Below are 13,620 nucleotides of genomic sequence, written 5' to 3'. Positions count from 1 at the left end.
GTAGGAGGGATCTCCGCAAACTGCATCACGTTTTGAGAATAAGGTACTGTGTTTTATATACTTTGTGGTAATACTAGCGAAGTTCCTTCCTACGTCAGGGTGACAAGTCTGGGGTTACTTAGTGTAGTTTCTTTGTGGATTTAGATTGCGAAGTTTTGGTGTTCTTTTTGTTTCTGCGGTTTTACTTTTTATCCGCAATCCCTACTCGCAAACTTGTCCTCCCGACGTAGGAGGGATCTCCGCAAACTGCATCACGTTTCGAGAATCAAGTACGTTGTGTTACCTACTTTGTGGAGTTTCTAGCAGAGTTTCCTCGTTCCTCGGAATGACAAGTTTAGGATTACTGTGTGGAGTTTCTATGTGGAGTTTGATTGCGAAGTTTTGGTGTTCTTTTTGTTTCTGCGGTTTTACTTTTTATCCGCAATCCCTACTCGCAAACTTGTCCTCCCGACGTAGGAGGGATCTCCACAAACTGCATCACGTTTTGAGAATAAGGTATTTTGTTTTACATACTTTGTGGAGATACTAGCGAAGTTCCTTCCTACGTCAGGATGAGAAGCCTGGGGTTACTGTGTGGAAATTCTTTGTGGATTTTGATTGCGAAGTTTTGGTGTCTTTGTTATTTCTGTGATTTTACTTTTTATCCACAATCCTACGCCCAAACTTGTCATCTCGACGTAGGGGAGATCTCCGCAAACTGCATCATGTTTCGAGAATCAAGTACGTTGTGTTACCTACTTTGTGGAGTTTCTAGCGGAGTTTCCTCGTTCCTCGGAATGACAAGTCTGGGGTTACTGTGTGGAGTTTCTTTGGGGCACAATTTTTATGATGGATTCTTTGCTGAGTTTTTTACAACCTTTTTTGTTGTAATTTTTGTACAATTTTACTTTTTATCCGCAATCCCTACCCGCAAACTTGTCTTCCCGACGTAGGAGGGATCTCCACAAGCTACGTCACGTGTAGGGAATGACATACTGTGTGTTAGTTTCTTTGTAGTAATACTAACGGAGTTTGCTTCGCATGTTCGCTATCGCTCGAGTCCTCGTTCCTCGGAATGACAAGTTTGGGGTTACTATGTGTTTACTGTGAGGGGGTTCTATACAGTTAACTTTTGTTTATTTGTTATTGCATTACTTTGTAAACCTTTATTAAAACATTGCATTTCTCACTCAAATAGTTCATTCAAGAAATTCAAATCGGGGTTGATGGTTTTAATCAAATTTATTTTCTTTTCTCTACGCCAACCTTTGATTTCTTTTTCGCGGGCAATGGCTTCTTGAATCCAAGTAAATTTTTCAAAGTATAACAAATAATGTACTTGATAACGTGAGGTAAAACTAGGATTGTTGTATTCGATATTCTCAGTGTGCTGTTGTAGTCGAACCTTCAAATTATTGGTCACACCAGTGTATAAAACAGTTTTCGCCTTATTGGTGAGAATGTAAATGTAATAGGTGTGAAATCCTTCTTGTTGTTGCATGATACTAAAATACAGAATTTTAGAATAACTACAACTTTCACCCCTTCCTCAACCATCCCGTAACGCTCATTCTTCTTTCGTTAGTTACTAGTACCTCGTGTTCGAGTTCGTTGCTTTTGAAGAAGACGGTTTTGCCTTCGGTAGGTGAGATACTTTGGTTCTTGTCTAGTTGGTGGATGTAAAGCTCGCCACCGTCTTGAATTTTCCAATTGGGGTTGAGGTAGCTAATCATCGAGAATTGTCGGCTGGAATTGTCTTTGAACTGGTCGAGGTGTTTTTTGTAGAAATCTCCGGCTTCGTATAGTGAATAATGAAATTCATAATCGGTGATGCCTGCATAACAACTCTGGTTGAGGTAGAGTACAAAGGCGTCCATCTGTTCAAAAAAACTATTTTCGTGAGCGTCATTGTGTTTTTTGTCTAACCAGTAAATCGTATCACGCCGAATCTTGGCATTCAGTTGTAGTTTGTTATCGTTGCCTATTCCTGCTTCTTGGAGGAGTTCGTTAGCTTCTAGCGTTAAGATGTTTTGGGCTAGGTTTTGGCACAATTCAGTGCTCAGGAAATTGTTGGCAATGCCTACTTTGGTTTCAATATAACTTGAAATCAGGGATTCAAAAGTGTCTTGCATCTTTTATTCTATACTTGAATTGACAAGTTTTTTCTCAAGGTAGTTGTTTATCATGCAATTAAAATTTTATATCGCTAATAAGAATCATAATATTTTATTAATTCCTTCTTTTTTGTAGAAAAAGAATGCTAAATTTGAGAGAAATCAATTTTAAAAAAAGATATATGAAAATTCAATTCAATACGGATAAAAACATCGAAGGACACGAAAGATTAGAAGCCTTTTTTACAACAGAATTAGAAAAAAACCTAGTTCGTTTTCAAGACAAAGTAACTCGATTTGAAGTGCATCTAGGAGATGAAAATAGTGAAAAATATAGTGTTGATGATAAGCGTTGTATGATTGAAGCCCGTCCTGCAGGATTAAATCCAGTTGCTGTAACAGCACATTCAGATAGTATCGAAAAAGCATTTTTCTTAGCTTCGGATAAAATCAAGAAAGCATTGACAACCGTTTTTGAAAAACAAAAAGTACATTAAATATAAAAGCCACAGATTAAAAGGGTTTAGAAAAAATATGTGAAAATCTTTTTAATCGGTAGCAAAAAATAAAGGCAATTATTAATTCGGGAAAAAGCAATCTAAAATTTATTTTTAGGTTGCTTTTTTTTTGCTTAAAAATTGGGAATCTAGAGTCTGAAAATGGCAGACGGATGACACTGATTAAGCCGATTGACACTGATTTTTATAAATTGAACTGTTGGGTTGATTGTCACATTGAACCTGTCGAAATGTAACTTAAGCAAGGTCTTCGACAAGCTCAGACTGACATTTCACTATAATTGACGCGCAGATTTTAATGTAAATTACACCTGATAGGTTATTTAATTAAAAACTTTAGTTGTTTACGTGTAAATCGGTCAAATCCGTGCCATCCGAGGGCTGTCACTCAGAGTGCTTTTAAAATAATATTAGTTCTCGAAAAGTAAAGCGGCTAGTGGTTCATCGCGTCCGTACACATCGTCATAAAAATGCAAGACACCTTCGGTATCTACCCAAGCGGTAAAGTACCCGATATAAACTGGAATTTTGTTTTTGAGGGTGTACCAAGATTCTTTGCCTCTGTTCATGGCTTCTTCGATTTTTTCAGGTGTCCAGTTGGGGTCATCTTTTAGGATGACTTCGGCTAGTTCTTTTGGTTTTTCCACACGGATGCAGCCATGGCTGAAAGCGCGGTCGCGACGGTTAAACAAATGTTTGGAAGGGGTGTCGTGCAAATAAATGGAATTCGAATTCGGAAACAAAAACTTGATGAGTCCCAAAGAGTTTTTTGGCCCTGGTTTCTGGCGTACATGTCCTTCGTTCCATTCCATATTGTGCTTGGCGAGATAGTTAGGGTCTTTGGCTATAGCAGGTTTTATTTCGTTTTTGAGAATGCTGTAAGGTACATTCCAGTAGGGGCTAAACACTATATAGCGCATAGGAGCACTGAAAACTACGGTTTTGTTGACCGTTTTCCCTACTACAACATTTGAGCGGAAATAGGGTTTGCCGTCTTTGAAATAAGTGAGTTCATAAGCTGGAATATTAACGGCGATAATCTCTTTGGATTTGGTAATGTCCTTAGCAATCCAGCGGCAACGCTCCATATTTACAATAAGGGTTTTGATACGTTCAGCAACGGGAATGTTCAAAACTTTGAGATGCGAAGGCAAGATGATAGTGCTCGAGGCGTTTCGGTTGGCTTTTTTGAATTTCAAAACACCTTTCGATAATTCCTCATCGTAAATGGCACTTTTGGAATCTTTTTTTAATTCGCCTGTTAAAAACAAACGGGTTCTTAGTTGGGCAATGGTACGCGAACTGTCGCCAACATTAAGAGATTTGACTGCTGAATCCATGACGATAGGTTCCCAACCTCCTTTTTTTTCGATTTCACGATAGGTTTTTAATACATTTTTAAGCAGGTAGTATTGAGAAAATAATCCGTTTTCGTTTTTCTTAATCAGTGAAGGGTTTACCAAAAGGGAGTCAAGGTATTTGCCGTAAGATTGTTTTTCTCTTGGTAAGAACCATTCCATTTGGTTGGTTTTTTCGGTGTCTAGTCCTTGATAAACCTTGTCTACATAAAAGAAGTATAGAGAAGTGTTAAGGAGTTCAGTTGTAGGATTTGGAGTGTGTGAGCTTGGGGCGATTTCGTAAATCGAATCTAGTTTTTGACGGTAAGGAATACTAGTAAGCACGCCTTCTTCCTCAACATTGATGATTTTGTTATGGAGTAAGCTACCAAATTCATTTACTCCATTTTTATCGTACCATACATAATGAAACTGGTGTTTTTTATATAGTTCACGAACCTCAGTTTGATACTTTTCTAATAAAGGGTGCTTCTTAAAAAACGCGGTTAAATCAGTGCTGTCGAATGCTGGTCGTGTATCTACAGGGATTTCTTCAAGTTCAGTTACACCTGTTTTATCTTTGAATTTATTACAAGAAATAGTAACTACCAATATTAGCAGTACTAAAAGAAAAATAAAACGGGATAACTTTCTCATAAGTTGAAATTTATTGCTTTCAAAACCATGTAAAAATACATCAAAAAAAGCTATTTACGATATTGCTTTTTCAGGATTAATAGGTTGTTTTTTATATGTAACAAGAATTATACCTTATTATTTACTTTCACTTTTTTGAAAAAATGAATTTTGACTTTTTTGATTTTGATGGATTAGCATAAAATTTGTCAAATGGAATTTAATCCACTGGTTTTTGGCGGATTATTCTCAGAAAATAGATGAGTCAGTTTTGGAAGTGCGAATTTTAAAATAATTGGATTCTCAAAAAAATAACAAAATGTTTGATTTTTAATCATTTTAAATTGGATTAAGTCGGCTTGAGTTGTTGATTTGGAGGTGAAATGTTTTTTGTTGTCAAAAAATCAAGCTTTAATTGAAAAAAAATAAATTATTTTTACCTTTGCCCCCTAAATTAATGGGGTAAAATAAATAAAATGAAAATAGAGAGACGTTGGGTTATTTCCTTTATGATTATTAGTTTGATTTGTATTTCTGGTGTTTTCTGGCCTGCGGCATCTGAAACCAATGCAATTTTATCACAATTTGGTACCTTAGACCAAATCGTACCCGCCGATGTGGCTTGGATGCTTACTTCTTGTTGCTTGGTGTTAATCATGACTCCAGGGCTTTCGTTTTTTTACGGTGGAATGGTGGGTAAGAAGAATGTGATTTCGACCATGTTACAAAGTTTTATTTGTATGGGAGTGGTAACCTTGATTTGGGTAGTTGTTGGATTTAGTTTGGCTTTTGGAGAGCCTATAGGTGTTCGTATAGGAGATGGGTTTTACAGTTTTGTGGGTGATCCTAGTTCGTTTGCCTTTATGGATTATGTTAATATTCTACCTCATAAAGATATTGCAGCAACGGTTCCATTTATGTTGTTTGCTTTATTCCAAATGAAATTTGCGGTGATTGCACCAGCGATTATTACAGGTTCGTTTGCAGAACGTGTGCGCTTTATTTCGTATTTACTTTTTATCTGCTTGTTTACCATTTTTATCTATGCACCTCTGTGTCATTCGGTTTGGTATCCAACAGGGATTATAGGTTCATTCTTCGGTGTGAAAGATTTTGCTGGAGGAACGGTAGTACATATGAGTGCTGGTTTTGCTGCTTTGGCAGGAGTAATGGTATTAGGAAAAAGAAATAATAGCAATCATGTACCGACGAATATTCCTTTCGTTTTATTAGGAACAGGGATGTTGTGGTTTGGATGGATTGGTTTTAATGCGGGTTCGTCATTAGAAGCTAATGGAGTAGCAGCAATGGCTTTTGCAACAACAACTACCGCTTCGGCAGCAGCTATGTTGACTTGGATTTTCTTTGATAGGCTAAACGGAAGAAAAGTTTCCGCTCTAGGAGCTTGTATTGGAGCAGTCGTAGGATTGGTTTCAATTACGCCAGCGGCAGGGTATGTATCTGTTCCTGAGAGTATGTTTTTTGGTTTTATAACGGCTTTGGTTTCTAATTATTTAGTGCACTCTAGCTTGTTGCGAAAATTTGATGATACACTTGATGTCTTTGCTTGTCATGGTGTAGGTGGAATTATGGGTATGATTCTAACAGCTATTTTTGCTCATGGTGAAGATGCAAGTTTACTTCACGGTGGTTGGAGTGTTTTTGCACACCATATGACAGCGCTAGTTTTGGTTTCTATCTTTACTTTTTGTGGTGCATTTTTATTATTCAAATTAACCAATAGGATAATCCCGATGCGTGTTTCTCACGAGTCAGAGGTGATAGGGTTGGATATTTCGCAACATGATGAGACCTTGTTTCCTATCGAGTGCTCGGAGTAGTTGTTTTAAACATAAAGTGCACTAAGAAGGCAGGAAGAGCACAAGGTTTTTACCGCAAAGATACTAAGAGATTTTTTTAATTTTTTTAATTTCTAAGATCTGTGTTTCTTGCTTTTACCGCAAAGGCGCTAAGTCATAAAGAAAGGATTTTTAATTAATGTGAAAAATGTAATTCGCAAGAGCGCAAACGAATCCGTGAAAATCAGCGATTTTTTCAACACAATCTAAGCACAAAGAGAGCGAATTAAATCCGTATCATGCGTGTCCCATTTTTCACCGCAATGAAGTAAAGACACTAAGAGATTTATATAAATTTCTTTAATTTCTAAAATCTGTGTTCCTTACTTTTACCGCTAAGTCGCAAAGAAAGGATTTTTAATTAATGTGAAAAATGTAATTCGCAAGAGTGCAAACGAATCCGTGAAAATCAGCGATTTTTTCGATACAATCGAAGCACAAAGAGAGCAAATAAAATCCGTATCATCCGTGTCCCATTTTTCATCGCAATGAAGTAAAGGCACTAAGAGATTTATATAAATTTCTTTAATTTCTAAAATCGGTGTTCCAACTCCATCAGTGCAAATCCTATTAATTCATGTAATCTGTGGCCTAAATATTCTGCACACTAAACCTTTGCAAGTAAATAATTTGTACTCATAACGCACGGTCTTATATATTTCCTTAATTTTGCGCAAATATTTAAAAAATCGTGGGAAGTAAAAATAAATTAAAAAGATTCAAAGAAAACGAAACCTTCAATAACGTTTTTCAGCCAACAAGAGAAGAAGTAGTAGGGAATTTGTTTCCTTTAAGAGGGAAGTGGAATTCAGAATTCTTCAAGAATGACAATCCAATCGTTTTGGAATTAGGTTGTGGAAAAGGAGAGTACTCTGTAGGTCTTGCGGAAAGATATCCTAATAAAAACTTTGTTGGAATTGATATTAAAGGGGCTCGTTTCTGGCGTGGTGCCAAAACGGCTGTAGATACAGGGTTACATAATGTAGCTTTCGTTCGTACCCAAATCGAATTAATCAATCATATTTTTGCTGAAAATGAAGTGGACGAAATCTGGATAACTTTTCCAGACCCACAGATCAAATACAAAAGAACAAAACACCGTATGACCAACTCGGAGTTTTTGAAATTGTATAAAAAAATCCTCAAAAAAGACGGGGTGATGAACCTTAAAACCGATAGTGAATTCATGCACGGATACACTTTAGGATTGCTTCATGGGGAAGGCCACGAAGTACTATATGCAAACCATAATGTGTATGTAAACGAAGGAAGTCCTGAGGAAGTGACGGCGTTTCAGACATTTTACGAAAAACAATATTTAGAAATAAACAAAGCAATTACGTATATTAGATTCAAAATCAAGGACTAGTAAAAAGGTTTTTGTGATTTTATAACGATTGATAAAACCTAATGAATTTTATTCTTCCTTTATTTTTCGGTTTCATTTCAGCAGTTGTAGGGATTATTCCGCCGGGATTAATCAATATGACGGCGGCGAAAGTGAATCTAAAAGAAGGGAAAAGAAATGCCTATTGGTTTGTTCTCGGAGCAGTTACGATTATTTTTTTTCAGGTGTATTTGGCTATTTTCTTTGCCCGTGTGATCAATGCACGTCCTGATATTATTATTTTGCTTCGTGAAATTGGGTTTGTACTTTTCACATTGCTGACCATTTATTTTTTGGCTGTCGCCAAAAAACCTAAAATTAAGAAAACAAAAATCAAGAAAAAGAGCCAAAAGAAACGATTCTTTCTAGGGATGTTGCTTTCGGCTCTTAATTTTTTTCCTATTCCTTATTATGTCTTTGTAAGTGTGACTTTGTCTTCATACCAACTTTTTTCATTTCTAACATCATCGGTATTGGTGTTTGTTAGTGGCGTTGTTTTGGGTTCGGCCTTGGTGTTTTATTTCTATATTTCTTTTTTTCAAAAAATAGAATCTAAAGCCGATTACCTATTGAAAAACATGAACAAAATTATAGGGAGTATAACGGGATTGATTTCAGTTGTGACCTTATTTAATATTGTGAAGTACTACTGGGGATTTTAACCCTCTTCAAAAATCCGTTTTTATATGGATAATACTAATTTCTTCGAACGTGTATATGCTATCGCAAGGCAAATTCCTTATGGCAAGGTGACTTCTTATGGCGCTATCGCCAAGGCTTTGGGAGCAGCTCGATCAGCCAGAATGGTAGGTTGGGCAATGAATGCTTCTCACGGCCGAGAGGATATACCAGCACATCGCGTAGTAAATCGAAAAGGGCTACTTACTGGAAAACATCATTTTGATGGCACAAACCTCATGCAGCAACTACTTGAAAGCGAAGGAGTCAAAATCGTGGATAATCAGATTGTTGATATGGAAAAGCATTTTTGGGAACCTCCTGTTTTTATGGAGTAAATGCTTAAACACAAAGGGCACAAAGGTTTTACAAGGCTCACGAAGAATTTCTTGTCCAATCTATACTTGTTATTGTGTTATAACTCTTTTTACTTTCCAAAGGAGTACTATTTTGTAAAGATTTTCGAGTCAAAAGTTATATTTTATTTGACACTTAGTGTCCCTGCCTGTTGGAAGACAGGTTTGTGGTAAAGGAAATAATACCTTAGTGTTCTTAGTGAAAACGTAGTGTACTTTGTGGTTAAATTACATAACAATAAATCCAATTTAAATGCTTTAAAATAAGAACTTAATCACTTATCTTTGCAATCTGAAATCAGTTTAAATAAACACAATGTTTTGGACTGAAATTACCAATAGAAATTAGGATACAGAATGAAATTAGATAGAAAAGAAATTCTAAAAGCTTTAGAAACGATAACTATAGCTGGCGAAGGAAAGAATATGGTGGAAAGTGGTGCTATTGCTAATGTGCTTACTTTTGGAGACGAAGTAGTGGTAGAGTTGGTTTTAACAACGCCTGCCATGCATATTAAAAAACGTGCTGAAGACGATATTAAGAAAGTGATCTTGGAATTAGTTTCGCCTGAAGCTAAAATTAAAATCAATACCAAAGTACAAGTTCCTGAAAAGGCTGAAATAAAAGGGAAGTCAATTCCTGGAATCAAAAATATCATCGCTGTAGCCTCTGGAAAAGGAGGTGTAGGAAAATCTACTGTAACGGCTAATTTGGCAGTATCATTGGCAAAAATGGGGTTTTCAGTTGGAGTTCTTGATGCAGATATTTATGGTCCATCGATGCCAATAATGTTTGATGTGGAGAATGAAAAACCTATCTCAGTTCTAGTAGACGGAAAGTCAAAAATGAAACCAGTAGAAAGCTACGAAGTGAAAATGCTATCTATCGGGTTTTTTACCTCACCAAGTCAAGCGGTAATCTGGAGAGGTCCAATGGCTTCTAAAGCTTTGAACCAAATGATTTTTGACGCTGATTGGGGAGAATTAGACTTTTTATTAATCGATTTACCTCCAGGAACAGGAGATATCCATCTTTCTATCATGCAATCTTTACCAGTAACAGGTGCAGTTGTCGTGAGTACACCACAAGCAGTTGCTTTGGCCGATGCTAAAAAAGGAGTTTCGATGTTCATGTCTGAGGCAATCAACGTACCGGTTTTAGGAATTATCGAAAACATGGCGTACTTCACACCCGAAGAATTGCCTAATAATAAATACTATATCTTTGGTCAAGAAGGAGCTAAAAACCTAGCCGAAGATTTACAAGTGCCTTTCCTTGGTGAGGTGCCTATCGTTCAATCGATTCGTGAAGCGGGTGATTACGGTCGTCCTGCAGCCATGCAAACAGGTTCTGTAATCGAAACGGTTTTTGAAACCATCACTCGTAAAGTAGTCGAAGAAACGATTAACAGAAATGAAAATTTACCTGCTTCCGAAGCCATTAAAATTACAACTATGGCAGGTTGTTCAGCAGTAAAAAAATAAAATTATGACAACAGAAGAATTAACAAGCAACGTATTGCTAGCACTCGAAGAAATTCGTCCTTTTTTGAACTCTGATGGTGGTGATATCACCTTAGTTTCTATTGAGGATGACAAGCACGTCAAAGTACGTTTAGAAGGTGCTTGCACGAGTTGTAGTGTCAACCAAATGACCTTGAAAGCTGGTGTTGAAACCACTATCAAGAAATTTGCACCACAAATCGAAACCGTTGTCAATATAGCATAATAATAATTTGGGCGTGCCCATTTTAAGGAACAATCCGCCATGGCGGATTATTCCTTAAAATCGTCGGGCTATCCGCGTCCGCCGCGGCGGACTGCTACTATCCCTCACGCAAAACACAGAACTCAACACCCTATACCCTTAAAAATGGATGTATTAATAAAAATCAAAGACAGAGAAGGCGTTGTACACGAATTACAAGCCCCAACTGATATGGCCATGAATATCATGGAATTGTGTAAAGCTTATGAATTACCTGTAGAAGGAACCTGTGGCGGAATGGCCATGTGTGCTTCTTGTCAATGTTACGTTCTTAATGAAGTAGCTTTGCCAGATATGGGAGAAGATGAAGAAGCGATGCTTTCTGAAGCTTTTTACGTAAAGTCAAATAGCCGTTTGGGTTGTCAAATTCCAATCACGGTTGAATTAGAAGGTCTTGAATTAGAATTGGCTCCTGAGAGTTAATCGTTTTACTGATGTTACCAACAAAAAAGTCCCGAAATATTTTCGGGACTTTTTTGTTGGTATTTTTTTATTATGTCGTTGCTAATTTTTTATCAGCAATATGTTCTTCAATAGCATTCCAAAGACCGATGCGTTTTTCAAGAGCTAATTTAGAAACTTCTTCTACTTCTTTCCATTTTTGAGCGTCCTCACCACACAATTCGGTAATCATTTCCATAGCCATTGGGCCATGTTCGTCAGCATCCAATTCGATATGACGTTCGAAATAATAAATTAGCTTACTTAAATCAGTGTCTGGCAAGTTTTCTTGAAAGCTTTTGATGATTGAAGTAAACATACTCGGAATCAAATCCTCTCTACCAAAGGTAAAAGCAGCTGCAATTTCGTGAGGCTTCCCGTGTTCAATTGCATTAAAAGTAAAGTCTAAAAAGGCTTTAATGTTAGGGTGCAAATGACTGGTTTTAATAGCTACGAAAATATTTTGAAGCGAGTTGATTTCGCCTAAGAACTGTTTAATTTCAGTAGTGTTGGCACCACAATCGTCCATGGCTTCAATGTACATCTCATAATGACTCTGACGACGTCCATCGATAGTTACATCCGATTCTTCTGCAAGAACAATTTCGTTAATCAAATAACGTGTTTGTGGATTTGTAGTAGGGAACCAAGGTGTAGTAGTACAAGTCAATTTGGACTGTAATGCTTTCAGCAATGACATAAAATCCCAAACCGCATACACATGACTTTCTAAAAAGCACTGCAAGTCTTCGATGGTTTTTACTTTGTTGTAAAGTGGGTGCTGTAACAGTATGTTTTTCTGTGGTTCTATACTGTTGTTTATGTGTTGAATGTTCATTGGAATAAATTTACTGTAAATATAAAAAAGGTTCTAGTTTTCAAGGGTAATTTTTTGTAATTTTTATCAATACTTAGACGAAATTATAGTAGAACCCTTGTATTAGTATTTACGAATTTATTTCAGTAAAGGTTTTTATATTTTTAAAAGAACAGTAGGTATCAAATTGAATCAATTAAATTAGGCAGGTCACCTCCCTGATGTTACAATAAAACGAAACTGTCAGTTTCTTCAAACCGTTTACTCCTGTCGGACTTTTAATGCTTCATTGGAACCTTATTGTTTGAAGAAAGATAAATAGAGTGTTTTTGTCCTTTGTTTTTTGAGGATAGCAATTATTTAAAAGCTGGAATTCCCGTAATATCCATTCCTGTAATTAATAAATGAATATCGTGGGTTCCCTCATACGTAATCACTGATTCCAAATTCATCATATGACGCATAATGGAATATTCGCCTGTAATACCCATGCCTCCTAAAATTTGGCGTGCTTCGCGTGCAATTTGAATTGCCATGTTAACATTGTTGCGTTTTGCCATTGATATTTGTGCTGTGGTGGCTTTGCCTTCGTTTCGTAAAACCCCCAATCGCCAGGCAAGTAATTGCGCTTTGGTAATTTCAGTAATCATTTCGGCTAGTTTTTTTTGTTGCAGTTGCATACCTGCTATAGGTTTGTCAAACTGGATGCGTTCTTTGGCATAGCGCAAAGCGGTATCGTAACAGTCCATAGCTGCTCCAATCGCACCCCAAGCAATCCCGTATCGGGCAGAATCCAAGCAGCCAAGTGGCGCACTCAATCCCGATTTGTTTGGTAAAATATTTTCTTTAGGAACTTTGACATTATCAAAAATTAACTCTCCCGTGGCTGAAGCACGAAGCGACCATTTATTGTGTGTTTCAGGAGTGGAAAAACCTTCCATGCCACGTTCTACAATCAAACCGTGAATGCGACCCGATTCGTCTTTTGCCCAAACAATAGCGATGTCTGCAAAGGGCGCATTTGATATCCACATTTTGGCACCATTCAATAAAAAATGATCGCCTTTGTCTTTAAAATTAGTAATCATACTTCCTGGGTCGGAACCGTAATTGGGTTCGGTCAAGCCAAAACAACCCATCATTTCGCCTGTTGCTAGTTTGGGTAAATATTTCATGCGTTGCGCTTCATCACCGTATTTCCAAATAGGGTACATCACTAAGGAAGATTGTACAGATGAAGTAGAACGAATTCCTGAATCTCCCCGTTCAATTTCTTGCATTAATAAACCATACGAAATCTGGTCTAAGCCTGCTCCGCCGTATTCGGTTGGAATATAAGGGCCGAAACCGCCTATTTCGCCTAGTCCAGGAATAATCTCTTTAGGAAATTCAGCGCGTTGTGCATAATCTTCTATAATAGGAGAAACCGCTTTCTTGACCCAAGCCCGTGCCGAATCACGCACTAGTTTGTGCTCGTCAGTCAATAAATCGTCTAAGAGGTAATAATCGGGCGCTTGAAATAGGTCTGGCTTCATCTTACTTTATTTAGATTGGGTTTCAAACCTAAATTTAGCGAATTAAAAACAAGAATGCTAGTATGCGATCTTATAATTTTTAAATGCATATCTCGTTTTTTAAATATAGATTTTATAATCTTTCAAATAGGTTGGTTTTTAAGATGAAATACTTCACTTTTTTTGCTGCGAATTCGCGAATTTTTCTACATAATA

Annotated in this window: 13 protein-coding genes; 8 read left to right on the top strand and 5 right to left on the bottom strand. The window is 37.0% G+C overall.

Features of this window, described 5'->3' with window-relative positions; translation table 11 throughout:
• Positions 1-1,165: 1,165 nt before the first annotated feature.
• Positions 1,166-1,480, bottom strand: coding sequence for a GIY-YIG nuclease family protein (locus SLW70_RS01880; protein WP_414458236.1), 315 nt, complete (start codon positions 1,478-1,480; stop codon positions 1,166-1,168).
• 37 nt (positions 1,481-1,517) lie between these two features.
• Positions 1,518-2,030 (bottom strand): 2OG-Fe(II) oxygenase, encoded by a 513-nt coding sequence (locus tag SLW70_RS01875; protein WP_320890222.1) that lies wholly within the window; start codon positions 2,028-2,030, stop codon positions 1,518-1,520.
• Between the two features lie 245 nt (positions 2,031-2,275).
• On the opposite strand from SLW70_RS01875, the gene SLW70_RS01870 reads away from it, so the two are divergent.
• A complete protein-coding gene (locus SLW70_RS01870; protein ID WP_320890220.1) occupies positions 2,276-2,590 on the top strand; it encodes an HPF/RaiA family ribosome-associated protein in 315 nt (104 codons plus the stop codon).
• Between the two features lie 431 nt (positions 2,591-3,021).
• Here SLW70_RS01870 and SLW70_RS01865 read toward each other — a convergent pair whose 3' ends face one another.
• Positions 3,022-4,605 (bottom strand): L,D-transpeptidase family protein, encoded by a 1,584-nt coding sequence (locus tag SLW70_RS01865; protein WP_320890218.1) that lies wholly within the window; start codon positions 4,603-4,605, stop codon positions 3,022-3,024.
• A 455-nt stretch (positions 4,606-5,060) separates the two neighbouring features.
• Here SLW70_RS01865 and SLW70_RS01860 point away from each other — a divergent pair, with 455 nt between their 5' ends.
• From SLW70_RS01860 to SLW70_RS01830, 7 genes are all read left to right on the top strand, one after another.
• Complete coding sequence (locus SLW70_RS01860) at positions 5,061-6,425, top strand: ammonium transporter (RefSeq protein WP_320890216.1); 1,365 nt, start codon at positions 5,061-5,063, stop codon at positions 6,423-6,425.
• 709 nt (positions 6,426-7,134) lie between these two features.
• Positions 7,135-7,812, top strand: coding sequence for a tRNA (guanosine(46)-N7)-methyltransferase TrmB (trmB, locus tag SLW70_RS01855; RefSeq protein ID WP_320890214.1), 678 nt, complete (start codon positions 7,135-7,137; stop codon positions 7,810-7,812).
• Between the two features lie 41 nt (positions 7,813-7,853).
• A complete protein-coding gene (locus tag SLW70_RS01850; protein ID WP_320890212.1) occupies positions 7,854-8,492 on the top strand; it encodes a LysE family transporter in 639 nt (212 codons plus the stop codon).
• 24 nt (positions 8,493-8,516) lie between these two features.
• Entirely contained in the window at positions 8,517-8,846 is a 330-nt protein-coding gene (locus SLW70_RS01845) for an MGMT family protein (RefSeq protein ID WP_320890211.1), read from the top strand.
• A 375-nt stretch (positions 8,847-9,221) separates the two neighbouring features.
• The gene (locus SLW70_RS01840; protein WP_320890210.1) at positions 9,222-10,349 is read left to right on the top strand and encodes an Mrp/NBP35 family ATP-binding protein; all 1,128 of its coding nucleotides are present in this window, start codon (positions 9,222-9,224) and stop codon (positions 10,347-10,349) included.
• A 4-nt stretch (positions 10,350-10,353) separates the two neighbouring features.
• Positions 10,354-10,593 (top strand): NifU family protein, encoded by a 240-nt coding sequence (locus SLW70_RS01835; RefSeq protein ID WP_320890208.1) that lies wholly within the window; start codon positions 10,354-10,356, stop codon positions 10,591-10,593.
• Between the two features lie 144 nt (positions 10,594-10,737).
• On the top strand, positions 10,738-11,055 hold the full coding sequence (locus SLW70_RS01830; protein WP_320890207.1) for a 2Fe-2S iron-sulfur cluster-binding protein: 318 nt from the start codon (positions 10,738-10,740) through the stop codon (positions 11,053-11,055).
• Between the two features lie 70 nt (positions 11,056-11,125).
• On the opposite strand, the gene SLW70_RS01825 is transcribed toward SLW70_RS01830, so the two are convergent.
• Both SLW70_RS01825 and SLW70_RS01820 read right to left on the bottom strand, forming a co-directional pair.
• Complete coding sequence (locus SLW70_RS01825) at positions 11,126-11,911, bottom strand: DUF3050 domain-containing protein (protein ID WP_320890205.1); 786 nt, start codon at positions 11,909-11,911, stop codon at positions 11,126-11,128.
• A 335-nt stretch (positions 11,912-12,246) separates the two neighbouring features.
• The gene (locus tag SLW70_RS01820; RefSeq protein ID WP_320890204.1) at positions 12,247-13,425 is read right to left on the bottom strand and encodes an acyl-CoA dehydrogenase family protein; all 1,179 of its coding nucleotides are present in this window, start codon (positions 13,423-13,425) and stop codon (positions 12,247-12,249) included.
• Positions 13,426-13,620: the final 195 nt, after the last annotated feature.

Source organism: Flavobacterium sp. NG2 (assembly GCF_034119845.1).
Classification (GTDB): Bacteria; Bacteroidota; Bacteroidia; order Flavobacteriales; family Flavobacteriaceae; genus Flavobacterium.
The sequence above is the reverse complement of the archived record's forward strand: the minus strand, read 5'-3'. Positions and strand labels throughout refer to the sequence as shown.

Excerpts from the sequence above, each read along its gene's own strand:
- SLW70_RS01840 (WP_320890210.1), top strand. The coding sequence starts at position 9,222 with ATGAAATTAGATAGAAAAGAAATTCTAAAAGCTTTAGAAACGATAACT.
- SLW70_RS01860 (WP_320890216.1), top strand. The coding sequence starts at position 5,061 with ATGAAAATAGAGAGACGTTGGGTTATTTCCTTTATGATTATTAGTTTG.
- SLW70_RS01880 (WP_414458236.1), bottom strand. The coding sequence starts at position 1,480 with ATGCAACAACAAGAAGGATTTCACACCTATTACATTTACATTCTCACC.
- SLW70_RS01835 (WP_320890208.1), top strand. The coding sequence starts at position 10,354 with ATGACAACAGAAGAATTAACAAGCAACGTATTGCTAGCACTCGAAGAA.
- SLW70_RS01845 (WP_320890211.1), top strand. The coding sequence starts at position 8,517 with ATGGATAATACTAATTTCTTCGAACGTGTATATGCTATCGCAAGGCAA.
- SLW70_RS01830 (WP_320890207.1), top strand. The coding sequence starts at position 10,738 with ATGGATGTATTAATAAAAATCAAAGACAGAGAAGGCGTTGTACACGAA.
- SLW70_RS01820 (WP_320890204.1), bottom strand. The coding sequence starts at position 13,425 with ATGAAGCCAGACCTATTTCAAGCGCCCGATTATTACCTCTTAGACGAT.
- SLW70_RS01870 (WP_320890220.1), top strand. The coding sequence starts at position 2,276 with ATGAAAATTCAATTCAATACGGATAAAAACATCGAAGGACACGAAAGA.
- SLW70_RS01825 (WP_320890205.1), bottom strand. The coding sequence starts at position 11,911 with ATGAACATTCAACACATAAACAACAGTATAGAACCACAGAAAAACATA.
- SLW70_RS01850 (WP_320890212.1), top strand. The coding sequence starts at position 7,854 with ATGAATTTTATTCTTCCTTTATTTTTCGGTTTCATTTCAGCAGTTGTA.
- SLW70_RS01865 (WP_320890218.1), bottom strand. The coding sequence starts at position 4,605 with ATGAGAAAGTTATCCCGTTTTATTTTTCTTTTAGTACTGCTAATATTG.